The organism is Desulfolithobacter sp., assembly GCF_054025815.1.
Map to the genome: position 1 here is coordinate 206461 of NZ_JBPMMS010000034.1, position 14233 is coordinate 220693.

General features: G+C 56.5%; 10 protein-coding genes and 2 pseudogenes. 8 read left to right on the top strand and 4 right to left on the bottom strand.

Annotation, left to right across the window (positions count from 1 at the left end; translation table 11 throughout):
• Positions 1-42: 42 nt before the first annotated feature.
• The 4 genes from htpX to ACXJJY_RS09090 all read right to left on the bottom strand — a co-directional run bounded on the left by htpX (position 43) and on the right by ACXJJY_RS09090 (position 3930).
• Positions 43-879, bottom strand: a complete 837-nt coding sequence (htpX, locus tag ACXJJY_RS09075; RefSeq protein ID WP_456387175.1) for a zinc metalloprotease HtpX — start codon at positions 877-879, stop codon at positions 43-45.
• A gap of 87 nt (positions 880-966) precedes the next feature.
• Complete coding sequence (locus ACXJJY_RS09080; protein WP_456387177.1) at positions 967-1932, bottom strand: calcium/sodium antiporter; 966 nt, start codon at positions 1930-1932, stop codon at positions 967-969.
• Positions 1933-2128: 196 nt separating this feature from the next.
• Positions 2129-2776, bottom strand: coding sequence for a hypothetical protein (locus ACXJJY_RS09085; protein WP_456387179.1), 648 nt, complete (start codon positions 2774-2776; stop codon positions 2129-2131).
• A 413-nt stretch (positions 2777-3189) separates the two neighbouring features.
• Positions 3190-3930 carry a hypothetical protein gene (locus ACXJJY_RS09090; RefSeq protein ID WP_456387181.1) on the bottom strand — a complete coding sequence of 247 codons (741 nt, stop codon included), beginning with the start codon at positions 3928-3930 and terminating at the stop codon, positions 3190-3192.
• A 98-nt stretch (positions 3931-4028) separates the two neighbouring features.
• Here ACXJJY_RS09090 and dnaG point away from each other — a divergent pair, with 98 nt between their 5' ends.
• The 8 genes and pseudogenes from dnaG (at position 4029) to dsrB (ending at position 14204) form a co-directional block, all read left to right on the top strand.
• Positions 4029-5834, top strand: coding sequence for a DNA primase (gene dnaG / locus ACXJJY_RS09095; protein ID WP_456387183.1), 1806 nt, complete (start codon positions 4029-4031; stop codon positions 5832-5834).
• 469 nt (positions 5835-6303) lie between these two features.
• Positions 6304-6381: pseudogene (locus ACXJJY_RS09100) on the top strand (sigma-70 factor domain-containing protein); the annotation flags it as partial.
• Positions 6382-6978: 597 nt separating this feature from the next.
• Positions 6979-7692, top strand: a pseudogene (locus ACXJJY_RS09105) (sigma-70 family RNA polymerase sigma factor); the annotation flags it as partial.
• 115 nt (positions 7693-7807) lie between these two features.
• The gene (gene dprA / locus ACXJJY_RS09110; RefSeq protein ID WP_456387185.1) at positions 7808-8974 is read left to right on the top strand and encodes a DNA-processing protein DprA; all 1167 of its coding nucleotides are present in this window, start codon (positions 7808-7810) and stop codon (positions 8972-8974) included.
• A 160-nt stretch (positions 8975-9134) separates the two neighbouring features.
• A complete protein-coding gene (gene rpe / locus ACXJJY_RS09115) occupies positions 9135-9797 on the top strand; it encodes a ribulose-phosphate 3-epimerase (protein WP_456387187.1) in 663 nt (220 codons plus the stop codon).
• Positions 9798-9808: 11 nt separating this feature from the next.
• A complete protein-coding gene (locus ACXJJY_RS09120; protein WP_456387189.1) occupies positions 9809-11404 on the top strand; it encodes a glucose-6-phosphate isomerase in 1596 nt (531 codons plus the stop codon).
• A 318-nt stretch (positions 11405-11722) separates the two neighbouring features.
• Entirely contained in the window at positions 11723-13003 is a 1281-nt protein-coding gene (gene dsrA, locus ACXJJY_RS09125) for a dissimilatory-type sulfite reductase subunit alpha (RefSeq protein WP_456387191.1), read from the top strand.
• A 61-nt stretch (positions 13004-13064) separates the two neighbouring features.
• A complete protein-coding gene (gene dsrB / locus ACXJJY_RS09130; protein ID WP_456387193.1) occupies positions 13065-14204 on the top strand; it encodes a dissimilatory-type sulfite reductase subunit beta in 1140 nt (379 codons plus the stop codon).
• Positions 14205-14233: the final 29 nt, after the last annotated feature.

Sequence of the window (14233 nt, forward strand, 5' to 3'; positions counted from 1 at the left end):
GCAGGAACCGTTTGCATGAGGTTTCTGCGGGCTTCTTTGTTTTTACATGGACAGCAGTCGCCGGATCCGCTCCTCAATGGGAGGATGAGTTGAAAAAAGATTGGCCAGCGAGCCGCCGGTGAGAGGGTTGACGATATACATCTGGGCGGTTGCCGGGTTGACATCCATGGGGATCTGTTTGTTGTAGTTGGCCAGCTTGTTGAGCGCCGATGCCAGTGCCCTGGGGTGGCCGCAGATTTCCGCCCCGGCCCGGTCGGCAAGGTATTCCCGGCTCCGGGATATGGCCATTTGAATCAATGTTGCCGCCAGCGGGGCCACGATCATCATGACGATGGTTGCCAGCGGATTGCCCCCCTCCTCGTCATCTCTTGGCCCGCCGAATATCATGGCCCATTGCGCCATGGTGGCCAGGTAGGAAATGGCACCGGCCATGACCGCGGCAATGGAGCTGATCAGGATGTCACGGTTTTTGATGTGTCCGAGTTCATGGGCCAGGACCCCTTCCAGTTCCTGGCGGTCGAGAATCTGGAGGATACCTCTGGTGACCGCGACAGCGGCGTGCTGCGGGTTGCGGCCGGTGGCAAAGGCGTTGGGCGTCGGACTTTCGATGACGTAGACCCGGGGCTTGGGTATTCCGGCCCGCCTGGCCAGGTTGGCAACAATCAGATGCAGATCCGGGGCCTCCGCCTCGCTGATTTCCCGGGCACCGTTCATGGCCAGGGCCATCTTGTCCGAGTTCCAGTAGGCAAGGAAGTTGAGAGCCACTGCCATGAAAAGGGCGATCATCATGCCCTGCTGGCCACCCATGGCCCGACCAGCCACCATGAACAGGGCGGTCAGGGCTGCCATGAGGATGAAAGTCTTGACTGTGTTGATCATGGTTTTTTTCCTTGAGTTTGCCTGGTTTTGTCTGTTCAGGCAAAACATAAGACCGCTGAGGACAAAGTCAAGCAGGCCTTCGGTCTCTTACAGAAGAGCCAGGCAGTAGCCTCCGTAGCCCAGGAGAAAGAGCAGGCCGTGCCATCGGCTGGTGCCTCTGTTGCGCTGCAGAATGGGGATCAGGATCAGGGTGAAGGCCAGCATGATCGGCAGGTCCCGGTGGAGAAGGTCACTGGACAGGGCAAAAGGCTTGATCACTGCGGTCAGGCCGAGGACCATGAAAAGGTTGAACATGTTTGAGCCGATCACATTGCCTATAAGCATTCCCGATTCCTTGCGCCGCAAGGCGGAAAGGCTGGAGGCCAGCTCTGGCAGTGAGGTGCCGATGGCTGCCAGGGTGAGGCCGATGATCAGCTCGCTGATACCGAAATACCTGGCCACGTCCACTGCGCCGTTGATGAACAGCGACGAGCCTGAACCCAGCAGGATCAGGCCCCCGGTCACAAGAAGGATGGGCACCAGCATGGGTTGTGCTGTGGTTCTGCCGGCAGACTCGGACAGGAGTTCTTGCGGTATCCGGCCGGTCTTGCGGTAATAGGTCAGGGTGGTGTAACCGAGCAGGGTGATGATAAAGATCAGGCCGACAGAGCGGGGAAAGAATCCGTAGGCGCTGCAGAGCATGAGCAGGATGCTTCCTCCCAGGACCAGTAGCAGTTCATTCCATACCTCGCGCAGGGTCAGGTGGAGTGGAACTATGAGAGCACAGAAGCCCAGGATGAGCCCGATGTTGGCGATGTTGGAACCAACCACGTTGCCGATCATGATGTCAGGGTGACCCTGGATGGCGGCGGTGAGGCTGACAAAAAGTTCCGGGACCGAGGTGCCGAAGGCCACTACGGTCAGACCTATGACCAGGGGAGAGACGCCCCAGCGCCGGGCCAGCCTGACTGCCCCGGAAACCAGGGATTCGCCGCCGCTGACCAGCATGACAAGGCCGGCCACGACAGCACCAAAGGCGAGCCATATCGAGGGAAAGTTCGGAGGGTAGTCCATGGACATGATGCCTGTGTGATCTGAGGTGAAACACTCAATTCAGGTATAAAATGGTCTGAGGAGACCATACCTTCCATAAACTGATTGTTTGCATACCAGCCGGTGGAACAGGTACGGGCCTGGAGCTGTTTTTGTTCAAAACATCAGGGAAAAACCGGTAGGTCCTGATTTTTCCCTGATTACGGTTTCAGAGGGTTTAAAGAAACAGGCTGATCAGCTTGATGGTGTTGTCCTGGGTGGTCAGGGTCGCATCCAGGGTCAGTTTCAGATTATCGCTTTGGATAATCTGGGTGGCGATGATTCGGTCTGCCATCAGGCCGATATTATCCGCCATGACGAGAATCTTGTCTGCCATCTCCAGGATCCGGTCTGCCATCAGGCCGATGTCGTCGGACAGTCTCAACATGGCGGCAAGAGAGCTGTCCAGGATCGCCAGGGATGTGGAGGCGGACAGCCCGCCGATCTGCACGGTGAGATCTGCAAACGCATTTGCCAGTGACAGGCTCACTGTGGACAGAGTCTGTAGTGCCACCAGCATGTCCGAGGTCAGGCTCAGGGTGGTGCCGGCAGCCGCAACGACAGAATCGTAGGTGGCGGCTATGTTGGCCTGGTAGCTGGCAACCGCTGTTTCCAGATCGGACAGCTGGATATCCATGGTCAGCGAGTTGAGAGTGGTGTTGTTGACCTGGACGAGCAGGTCGTTGCCCTGCAGGATCAGTCCATTCAGCTCGGCAGTGAATGCGGCGCTGTCCAGGGCCGCCCGGACCGGCTGGGTGGATAGTAGCAGAAAGAGGAATGTGGCAAGGGTGAGGACGTGATGTCTTTTGAGGTTGATTGACGGCATGGGTGGTGTACCTCCATAAGTTTAAAAAGAATAAAAATAAAAATAAAAAAAATATTGTGTCAGCATCAAAAATCAGACAATGGCTGGACCGGGAGATAAATCGCCTTTCTCTCTGAGACGGTGATTAAAAAACAAAAAAATGTCCAAAACATAAAGTTGTGGTACCGTGTGGCATGTTTCCCGGCGGTGGTCATGGTTGGCGAATTGGCCGTCCGCGGGGGCAGATGCCTGATAACCTGGCGATCTTGGGCGCTCATCAATAAAAAAGGTGAAGAAAAAAGTCCAGGTTTTATTTGGGGCCGGTAAAGTTACCGGGGTTCTGTGTCAGCTGCCGGGAACCAGGGACTGGTGTGTTTTTTGTCCCCGGGGAAGGTGTTTGGCCCGGACTCGTGCCAGAATGGGCTGTCTGTGGTCTACGCGTCCCGCTGTTTTCTGGTCAGGGTCCGCAGATCCAGTCCTTTTTGCAGCTTCCAGGCCTTCTCGATGATCGGTTTCAGCTGGCCCTTGATCTCGGAGAGCGGTTTGATCGGCGGGATGATGGGTAACAGTTCTTCCACCGGTGACGGTGGGGTGACGCGCAGTTTTTTGTCCAGGTTCCGGCCGGTCCCGGGTGTCAGTCCGCCTTCCATGGAGCCGGCCTTGTACGATCCGGTTCCGTCGATGTTGCGCATGAAATCCATAATTGTTCCCAGGTCGTTTTTTTTGTAGAAGAGCTTGATCTCCTCGGCAATGACATCATGCTCTTGGGCCAGTTTCTGCACCCTTTCCCGATACTGGCTGATATGATTCTCGAGTTCCCTGTAGAGGTCGAATATCATGTGTCTGAAGCGGCTGTGGGCGGTCAGCCCATGGGTGTCGAGGCCGGAGAAGACCTGCTGGCGGATGGTTGGCGAGGAAACAATATAGGGGTCGTAGAACAGGAGATGTTCCAGGCCGGCTTGCCTGAAAAAGTCATGGATAAGGCGTTCATCTTTCAGTAAGATGTAGAGCCGGACCAGATCGAGACCTATTTTTTTTTCCAGCAGCGAGAAAGAGCGGAAGACCTGCCGATCATAATCCCTTATATTGTCCTCGATGAGTTTGCGGAAGCCAAAGTAGCGGTCAGCTATTTCCTTCTTGATCTCCAGCGAGAGAATCTTGTCAATATCTTCCATGGGCTCTCCTCCAGAGTTCGAATCCGTCCTGAGCGATGTAGCATACAGTAATGCATGTGTGAGAAATTTCCATACGGATATTCAATCCAGGGGCAGTGATGGCTGATCTGCGTGAGGAAATCAAGAACCAGGTCCGGGAGTCGGCTGATATTGTTCAGGTGATTGGTGAGTGTGTGGAACTGAAAAAGACCGGGAGCAGCTACACCGGCCTCTGTCCATTCCATGCCGAGAAGACGCCTTCGTTTTCCGTCAATCCCCGGAGGCAGTTTTTTCACTGTTTCGGTTGCGGCGAATCCGGGGACGTTTTTTCTTTTGTGATGAAGTATCATCACCTTTCTTTTCCAGAAGCTCTCAAAGAGCTTGCCCGTCGCTGCCAGATAGATCTTCCCGAACCAAACCTCAGCGAGGAGGATCGTAAGCGCATCCGCCGGCGGGAACGTCTCTACCGGGTGAACGAAGAGGCTGCCGAACACTATCACCGCTACCTGCTCGATGCCGAAGCGGCCAGGAAGGCCCGGGAATACCTTCGGCACAGGGGCGTCCCCGAGTCGGTTGTCAAGGCCTACCGGCTTGGCTATGCGCCGGATTCCGAGGTGGCAGGCTGGACCTTCATCACCGACTTCCTGCGGCAAAAGGGACTGTCCGTGGCCGCCATCGAACAGGCCGGCCTGGCGGTGCGCAGTGACCGTGGAACCTGGTATGACCGGTTCCGGGACCGGGTGCTCTTTCCCATCCATGACATGACCGGTCGGGTGGTGGCCTTTGGCGGTCGGCTCCTTGGAGACGGCATGCCCAAATATATGAACTCACCCCAGAGTCAGATATTTGACAAAAGCAGGATCCTCTTTGGTCTCTACCAGCACCGCGAGGCCATCCGCCGACAGCGCCAGGCCATAATGGTGGAGGGAAATTTCGACCTCCTGCTTCTGGCGGTGCACGGTATCGATAACGTGGTGGCCCCGCTGGGCACGGCTTTGACCCGCGCCCATGTCCGTATCCTGAGGGGATACTGCGACGAGGTGGTGCTGCTCTTTGACGGTGACCGGGCCGGACTCAAGGCCGCCATGCGTTCCATTCCGTTCTTTCTGGCCGAGCAGGTGGATGCCAGGGTGGCTTTGCTGCCCGAGGGCGATGACCCCGACACCATGGTTCGCAGGAAAGGTGCCGATGCGGTTATGGATCTTGTCAGAGCAGCGAAACCTCTGGATGAATTTGTTTTCGAGGCCCTGGTCCGGGAGCATGGCCTGACCCTGGAAGGAAAAAACCGGATTATCGGTGAACTCAGGCAGGTCATCTCCGGCAGCTCCGATGAGAGCCAGCGATCCCTGATGGCTGCCCATTTTGGCGAAAAGCTGGGAATATCTCCAGGGCAGCTGCTCTCCGGCATCCAGCCGGGCAAAATCGTTTCGGAGAAGTCGGTTTCAGAGGGTCATTCCCGGGGGCGGTTGTCCCGTCAGGAACGGCAATTGATCGATTTTCTGATTCTCTATCCCGAATTCATTGAAGAGTTGCTGGCAAATGGATTGCATGAAGTGGTGCAGGATCCAGGGACCCGCCACTTTATTGACACCATTGTCTCCCTCACCGGTCAGGGGGATATCACACCGGAAAAGATCCTTTCCGGTGTGACCGATGAGCGGCAGAGGAAATATGTGGCCGAGGTTCTGATTCGGGGTTCCTGGGCCAGCGACGAGGAGCGGGAGCAGCAGGCCAGGAGGTTTTGTGATGAACTGTTGGCCTGGCTGGAGTCATCCCGATACAGACAGGATGCGGCCAGGTTGCAGGCCGAGATTGACGAGGCCCAGCGGTGTGGAGACCGGGAACGGCTTATGATGCTCCTGGAAAAGAAACAGGAGATGAGTAAAAAAAATTTAACTTTTAGTTATAAATTGTTGAAAGAATGATGTAATATGGTACGTTACAAAAACGTACTTGAGGGGTGATGCTGTATAAGTCCAGTTGTTTCGGTAAGTTGCTGTTTTAGTTTAGTGATTACAGTAAGATACAATGGTTTTGCTGGACAGGCCCGCTGGAAGATGAGCCGGACGGGCAAACGGGGGAGTCCAGAAGTAGCCGAGATATTTTTCTGGGTACGGTCCGGAGGTGCTGATGGCCTTGAAGGAGAATTTTCCAGACAGTGCTTTTGAGGATATCGGGCTGGAACATGATGACCAGGCAGATTCGGGTGATCTCACCTGGCTGTTTGCAGAAGAAGAGGGGGGAGATCCAGTGGATATGCCAGAGGAACTGCAGTCACAACCGTTTCCAGCGACAGTGGTGGACGTCGATCGCCGATCTGCCTTTGACCGGCGCAGTGGCCGAGACCGCCGGCAGGGTGGTGACCGGAGGGAGCAGGGGACCAGTATCGATCCAATGAACATCTACCTCCGTGAGATGGGCAACCTGAACCTGCTCAGTCACGAGGAAGAGATCGAGCTGGCACGCATGATAGAGGAAGGAGAGATGCGGGTGCAGCGTTCGGTACTGCGTCTTTCGCTGGGTATTTCCGCTCTCAACGATCTTGCTGATGCGCTCTGCCGCGGTCGGATGCGGATCAACACCGTGATCAAGGGACTCTCGGAAAACGACGATCGTTCCCTGGCAGCGGTCAAGGAAGAGTTTCTTGCCCTGATAGACAAGGCCAATGAACTCGATGGCCGCCGCAAGGAGCTCTATGCGGAGCTCAAAAAGGTCGCAGGGATTCCGGAAAAGGAAGAGCCGCTGGTGCGGGAAATTCTCGATATAGGGCTTGAAATCGCCAGCCTGTTCGAGCCCTACCGGCTCTGCACCAAGGGGATCAACTCGGTGGCCGATGCGGTCAAGGAGCTCAGTGAGAAATTCAAGAAGGTCCGGGTCAAGGCCCGGCAGCGGGAACAGTTGGCCCTGCGTAAACAGGGTCCGGAGAACGGCGGTGAGGCTTTGTCCGTCAGGGAGATCGAGCGGCGCATTGCTTTGGAGATTGGCGACTCGATAGGGGTTACCTGCCGAATATTTGACGAAATTCTGACCGAAATAGAGTATGGCCGGGAGTCGGCCAGGCAGGCCAGGGAGGCCCTGGTCCGAGCCAATCTGCGGCTGGTGATTTCTGTCTCCAAGAAGTTTCTCAACCGTGGCCTGCAGTTGCCCGACCTGATCCAGGAGGGCAACATCGGCCTGATGAAGGCGGTGGAAAAATATGACTACAAGCGGGGATACAAATTTTCTACCTATGCGACCTGGTGGATCCGTCAGGCAATAACCCGAGGTATTGCCGACCAGGGCCGCACCATCCGCCTGCCGGTTCACATGATCGAGACTATCAATCGTATGTTACGGTTTTCCAAGGAATTTCAGCGTCTTGAGAGCAGGGATCCCACCCCGGAAGAGATGGCCGAGCAAATGGGCACCGACGTGGAAAAGGTCCATATCGCCCTCAAGACGGCTAAAGATGCCATCTCCCTCGATGCGCCGGTGGGCGACGAGGAAGACTCGCTACTCTCGGATTTTATCGAGGATCATGCCCACCCCGACCCCCAGGAATCCTCCATGGTAGAGAGTTTGAAGCGTTGCCTGTGCCGGGTGATGTCTTCCCTGACTCCACGTGAGGAGAAGGTTCTGCGTATGCGCTACGGAATCGAGGTGGGCTGCGATCATACCCTGGAGGAAGTGGGGAAATGCTTTTCCGTCACCAGGGAGCGGATCCGGCAGATCGAGGCCCAGGCCATCAAGAAGCTGCGTCATCCGAGCCGCAGCAAAGACCTGAAACCCTTTATTTCGGATTGACCTCCGGTGTTGGCTATGACGGGGCAGCACATCAGATCCCGCGGCCTCCCCACGTTGTTGTCCACTGGTCCGGAACAGTGCCGGCCGGTAGTTTTTGCGGGGCAGATCCTGCGCCATGCGTTCTGATTTGCTCGATTGGCTGAGTCTGGCCCTGGTGCCCGGCCTCGGCCCGGCACTGACCGGTCGGCTGCTGGACAGGTTCAAAACACCCCGGAATATTTTCGACGCCCCGCCTGATGCCTTTCGCTCCATTGCCGGTTTGGGGCCCAAGATCATCGCCCGCCTGCAGGATCCGGCACTTCTCTCGCGAATCCATGGTATGGCCAGGGATCAGCTTGCCTGTCTGGCCCGGACAGGGATCACTGTCCTGACCTGTCAGGATCCTGAATTTCCTGACCGCCTGCTGCATATTCATGATCCTCCGCTGCTGCTTTTCTGCCAGGGCCGGCTGGAGATGCTGAGACGGCCGGCTGTGGCCGTAGTCGGCTCCAGGGCGGCCACCTCATATGGGGAACGGGTGGCCCGTGAGCTTGGACGCGAGCTGGCCGATCACGGGATTGTCGTGCTCTCGGGTATGGCGTTTGGTATTGACGGAGCCGCCCATTGGGGAGCGCTGGAGAGCAGCGGTCTGGCTGTCGGGGTGCTCGGTTGCGGTATCGATGTGGTCTATCCCCGTCAGCATGAAGCTCTGTTTTCCGAGGTTGGTCGTCGAGGCCTGCTGGTCTCTGAGTATGGTCCGGGTATCTGTCCGGCCCGGTTTCGTTTTCCGGCCCGGAACCGGATCGTTTCCGGTTTGAGCCTGGGGGTCGTGGTGGTCGAGGCAGGATCCCGTTCCGGAGCCCTGATTACCGCCAGGTTGGCTCTGGAGCAGGGGAGAGAAGTTTTTGCCGTTCCTGGACGGGTGGATTCGTTCAGGTCTCGTGGGACCCATGAGCTTTTGCGCCAGGGAGCGACCCTGGTCGGTTCGGTGGACGACATCCTCGATGAGTTGCGGTTTGTGGTAAATGGTTCCGTGGCACAGGGCAAGGGGGAAAGGTCCGGCGTACCACAGGTCGATACGGAAGAGGTGGGCAGGGATGGCTTGAGCGCTGACGAGGTTCGGGTACTTGCCGCTCTTGACACCTATCCATGCGATATCGATTCGCTGGCCCGTGCCGTCCAGATGGAACCAGCCCGCCTGCACGGCATACTCCTTAAGCTGGAGATCTCGGGCCGGGTCCGGCAGCTTCCAGGCCAGCAGTATGAGCGCACAGGCAAGGGTGCGTGGGAAGCGGAGGGGTAAATCCGTGCACAGCGGTGCCGGTCCCTGTAGAGAGAGACATCAGTTGTTGCTTGTCCGTAATTCCAGCGATTGACAGATATTTTTTTGAAGTACCATCGAAACCCAGCCTCTTTCTGGAATCTGATGGTCATCGTAAATATATACTTTCCAGGTAGTTACTATGAAATCAATGATGATTGCCCCCTCCATTCTCTCTGCGGATTTTTCCCGTCTCGGGGAGGAGGTTCAAGCTGTGGCCGATGCCGGAGCCGAGGTTATCCACGTGGATGTCATGGATGGCCATTTCGTTCCCAATATCACCATAGGCCCGCTGGTGGTCAAGGCGGTCCGGGCGGTGACGGATGTGCCGGTGGACGTCCATTTGATGATCAGTGACCCGGATCGGTATCTCAAGGATTTCGCCGATGCCGGTGCTGACTGGATCACTGTTCATGTGGAGGCCTGTACCCATCTGCACCGGACCCTGCGCCGTATCCGGGAGCTCGGTAGAAAAGCGGGTGCGGTGCTTAATCCAGCCACCTCGCTCTCCACCCTGGATTATGTGCTGGAGGAGGTGGACCTCGTCATGCTCATGAGTGTCAATCCCGGTTTTGGGGGCCAGTCATTTATTGAATCGTCGCTGGAAAAGACCAGGGAGCTGCGGCGTCGTCTGGACAAGGTCAATCCAGAGGCCGGGATCGAGATCGACGGCGGTGTCAGTCCGCAGACCATCGGCCGTATAGCCGATGCCGGGGCCAATATTTTTGTGGCCGGCTCAGCCATTTATGGGCACAGTGATTATCGGGCGGTGATCGCGAAGCTCAAGGATCTGGCCGGATTTTAAGGAGAAGAATCATGCAGGGAAAGGATTTCTCGAATCTTCAGGCCGCATCCAGGCTTTCGGAGCTTGCCCAAAACCCCTGGAAGCTGAACGTCCCAGGCGGGCTTGACGGGGATCGGGTCAACCGCTTCCGTGCCCGTGGCTGTGGCTTTGATCTGCTCTTTGCCTGCCAGCGGCTGGACGACAGGGTCCTGGACGGGCTTCAGGAACTCGCCGACGAAGCCGGGCTGGTGGAGCAGTTCATGGCCATGAAGAAGGGAGAGGTGATGAACCGTATCGAGGGATACGAAAGCGAGGGTCGCCAGGTGCTGCATACAGCCTGCCGGGATATCTTTTCCGATACGCCCCTGGCGCCTAAGGCCACGGCCCAGGCCCGGGAACAGCTCGCGCGGTTGCGCGTTTTTCTAGAAGACCTGGACCGGGGTGAGCTGCGAAACCAGCGTGGTGAGACGTTTACCACCATGGTCCAGGTCGGAATCGGCGGCTCGGATCTCGGGCCGAGGGCCCTGTGTCAGGCGCTTGCCGGGTATGCCCTGCCTGGTCGGACCACTCGCTTCATTGCCAACGTGGATCCGGATGATGCCGCCTCGGTCCTGGTCGGCCTTGACCTGTCCAGGACCCTTTTCAATATTGTGTCCAAGAGCGGAACCACTCTGGAGACCCGGACCAACGAGGCGCTGGTCCGGGCCGCGCTCGAAGAAGCCGGCCTCGACCCTGCCCTTCATTTGGTCGCGGTCACCGGGGCCGGCAGTCCCATGGACGATCCAAAGCGCTACCGGCGCACCTTTCACATGTTTGATTATATCGGCGGGAGGTTTTCCGTTACCTCCATGGTCGGCGGGGTGGTGCTCGGTTTCATGCTCGGCTACGATGGGTTCATTGAACTGTTGCGCGGCGCAAACGACATGGACGTGCTGGCGGAGAAACCGGGTTTGCTCGACAATCTTCCCCTGCTCATGGCCATGATCGGTATCTGGAACCGCAACTTTCTCGGCTACCCGACCCTGGCGGTACTGCCCTACAGCCAGATGTTGCGCCGGTTTCCGGCTCACCTTCAGCAATGTGATATGGAGAGTAACGGCAAGTCTGTGACCCGGCAGGGAAAACCGGTCAGGTGGAAGACTGGGCCCATTGTCTGGGGAGAGCCGGGGACCAATGGTCAGCATGCATTTTACCAGCTTTTGCACCAGGGAACTGAGATCGTTCCGGTTGAGTTTATCGGTTTCCGCCAATCCCAGCAGGGCCATGACCTTGTAGTGGATGGGACCTGTTCCCAGCAGAAGCTGGTGGCCAATATGTTGGCCCAGGCCCAGGCCCTGGCCATCGGACAGGAGCATGACAATCCCAATAAGAGTTTCCCCGGCAACCGGCCAAGTGCCATTCTTATCGGTGAGAGACTGACTCCGTATTCCATGGGAGCATTGCTGGCGCTGTACGAGAACCGGATTTCCTTCCAGGGCTTTTGCTGGAACATAAACTCTTTTGATCAGGAAGGGGTAGAGCTGGGCAAGGTCCTGGCAGGAAGGATGCTGGACTGCCTGGCCGGGATCCCTGGCGCGTCGGAGCACTCCCTGGAAAGACGGTTTCTGAAGATCGCAGGACTTCTGTAACGGCAGGGGCAAAAAGAAGAAGAAAGTCTGTGATCGGTTATCCCGGAACAGGGCGATATTGGTTCTGGTTTTCAGGTCATTGGTCCGGCTGGAAAGCGAACAGAAACAGGATGGGGTGAATCGGCGCAAAGAGAAGCTGTGCTTTATGTTTAGCGGTTTTTTGTTGACAAAAAAAGGCAGGAAGTATATGGTCCGTGACTGAATGAGTATTCAATGGGAGTAATGCGCAACCGTTTTGTGCTGAGTGGGGCGGGCGGGCATCCTGTTGGAATAGAAAGTAATGGGCAAAACCAAATATCATTGAGAGGAGGAACACTGATGCCAAAGCATGATACGCCTTTGCTGGACGAACTGGAGAAAGGCCCTTGGCCGAGTTTCGTCACTGACATGAAACGCCAGGCCGAGACCAAGCCAGAGTGCTGGGACATTCTCGGTCAGCTTGAGCTGTCCTACAAGGACAGGATCACCCACTGGAAACACGGCGGCATCGTAGGTGTTTTTGGTTACGGTGGTGGTATCGTTGGCCGGTATTCCGACGTTCCGGATAAGTATCCGGGTGTCGAGCATTTTCATACTGTCCGTATTAACCAGCCGTCCGGGTTGTATTACTCCACCGAGAATCTCCGTGCCCTCATGGACCTGTGGGAGAAGTATGGTTCCGGCATGACCAATATGCACGGATCCACCGGTGACATGATTCTGCTGGGGACCAGGACCGAGAACCTGGAGCCCCTGTTCTGGGATCTGACCCACGAGCTGGGCCAGGATCTTGGTGGCTCCGGTTCCAACCTGCGGACCCCGTCTTGCTGTCTTGGACAGTCCCGCTGTGAGTGGGCCTGCTACGATACCCAGGAACTGTGTCATCACCTGACCATGCATTATCAGGACGAAATCCATCGTCCGGCCTTTCCCTATAAGTTCAAGTTCAAGTTCTCCGGCTGCCCCAACGACTGCGTGGCGGCGATTGCCCGTTCCGACTTTGCTGTTATCGGTACCTGGAAAGATGACATCCAGATCGATCAGGCTGCAGTGAAAGAGTACATTGCCGGTAACTACCCAGCCGGTGGCGGGTCCCATGCCGGTCGTGACTGGGGTTCGTTCGATATTCAGAAAGAAGTTATTGACCTTTGCCCCACCGGTTGCATGTGGATGGAAGGTGATGAGTTGAAGATCGACAACGCCGAGTGTACCCGCTGCATGCACTGCATCAACGTTATGCCGCGCGCCCTGCGTCCCGGCAAGGAGAGAGGTGCAACCATCTGCATCGGCGCCAAGGCTCCGATTCTTGACGGAGCCCAGTTCGCCACCATGGTTATTCCTTTTATCGAGGTGACCAAGGATAACGAGTTCGAGAATGTAATCGATGTCATCGAGAAGATTTGGGACTGGTGGATGGAAGTTGGTAAAAACCGTGAGCGTGTCGGTGAGACCATGCAGCGTATCGGTCTGCCCACCTTCCTGTCTGTAATGGAAGTTGAGCCAATGCCGCAGCATGTCAAAGAGCCGCGTTCCAACCCGTATGTATTCTGGAAGGAAGAGGAAGTTCCAGGCGGCTTCGAGCGTGACATCAAGGAATTCCGCAAGCGCCATGCCATGTAATTCCGCCCTGCGGTGACTGTTTAACGATTCTACTGAATATTATAGATAAGGAGATTATATCATGGGTTACGATCCGAATAATCCGATGGAAGGGCGGATTACCGATCTCGGTCCGCATTACTACGGAGATTTTCTGCCCCCTGTCATCAAAGAAAATAAAGGCAAGTGGCTGTATCACGAGATTCTTGAGCCGGGTGTTCTGGTTCACGTATCCGAGACCGGTGCCGAGTGTTACACCGTTCGGGCCGGTTCTCCGCGTCTGGTGTCCATCGAGTATGTTCGCGAAATCTGCGACATTGCTGACAAGCACTGTGATGGCTATGTCCGGTTTACCACCCGGAACAACATCGAGTTCATGGTCGACTCCAAGGACAAGGTGCAGCCGCTGATCGATGATCTGAAGAGCAGGGGCAACAAGTTTCCGGTTGGCGGAACCGGTTGTTCCGTGACCAATATCGTTCATACCCAGGGCTGGGTCCACTGCCATACCCCGGCAACGGACGCTTCCGGTCCGGTCAAGGCGGTCATGGATGACCTGTTTGAGTATTTTGGCTCCATGACCCTGCCGGCCAAGGTCAAGATCGCCCTGGCCTGCTGTCTGAATATGTGTGGTGCGGTCCATGCTTCGGATATCGCCCTGCTTGGTGTGCATCGTAAGCCGCCAATGATCGATCACGAGCGGATCACCGGCGTCTGCGAGTTGCCGCTGGCCATCGCCTCCTGTCCCCTTGGAGCAGTGAAGCCTGCCAAAGCAGAGGTAAACGGTGAAGAGATCAAGACGGTCAAGGTGAACGCGGATCGCTGTATGTTCTGCGGTAACTGCTACACCATGTGTCCGGCAATGCCTTTGGCTGATCCTGAAGGTGACGGTATGGCCATCCTGGTAGGCGGTAAGGTGTCCAACGCCAAGTCGGCACCCAAGTTTTCCAAGCTTGTCATTCCGTTCCTGCCCAACAATCCGCCCCGCTGGCCCGAGGTCACCGAGGCGGTTCGCAAGATTCTCGTCACCTATGCCGAGCACGCCAACAAGTACGAGCGTCTTGGCGAGTGGGCCGAGCGGATCGGCTGGGAGAAATTCTTCGAGCTTTGTGAGATTCCGTTCACTGAGAAATCCATCGACGACTACCGGCTGGCTTACGACACGTGGCGTACAACAACCCAGTTCAAGTACACCGCCGCAACCGCCGCTTACACCAAGTAAATTCTCTGTAGTACAGGCTGGCACACCTG

What these genes read in the sequence shown, in the direction of transcription:
- htpX (WP_456387175.1), bottom strand. Translation starts at nt 879, where the DNA reads ATGATCAACACAGTCAAGACTTTCATCCTCATGGCAGCCCTGACCGCC.
- dnaG (WP_456387183.1), top strand. Translation starts at nt 4,029, where the DNA reads ATGGCTGATCTGCGTGAGGAAATCAAGAACCAGGTCCGGGAGTCGGCT.
- dprA (WP_456387185.1), top strand. Translation starts at nt 7,808, where the DNA reads ATGCGTTCTGATTTGCTCGATTGGCTGAGTCTGGCCCTGGTGCCCGGC.
- dsrB (WP_456387193.1), top strand. Translation starts at nt 13,065, where the DNA reads ATGGGTTACGATCCGAATAATCCGATGGAAGGGCGGATTACCGATCTC.
- rpe (WP_456387187.1), top strand. Translation starts at nt 9,135, where the DNA reads ATGAAATCAATGATGATTGCCCCCTCCATTCTCTCTGCGGATTTTTCC.
- ACXJJY_RS09090 (WP_456387181.1), bottom strand. Translation starts at nt 3,930, where the DNA reads ATGGAAGATATTGACAAGATTCTCTCGCTGGAGATCAAGAAGGAAATA.
- dsrA (WP_456387191.1), top strand. Translation starts at nt 11,723, where the DNA reads ATGCCAAAGCATGATACGCCTTTGCTGGACGAACTGGAGAAAGGCCCT.
- ACXJJY_RS09085 (WP_456387179.1), bottom strand. Translation starts at nt 2,776, where the DNA reads ATGCCGTCAATCAACCTCAAAAGACATCACGTCCTCACCCTTGCCACA.
- ACXJJY_RS09120 (WP_456387189.1), top strand. Translation starts at nt 9,809, where the DNA reads ATGCAGGGAAAGGATTTCTCGAATCTTCAGGCCGCATCCAGGCTTTCG.
- ACXJJY_RS09080 (WP_456387177.1), bottom strand. Translation starts at nt 1,932, where the DNA reads ATGGACTACCCTCCGAACTTTCCCTCGATATGGCTCGCCTTTGGTGCT.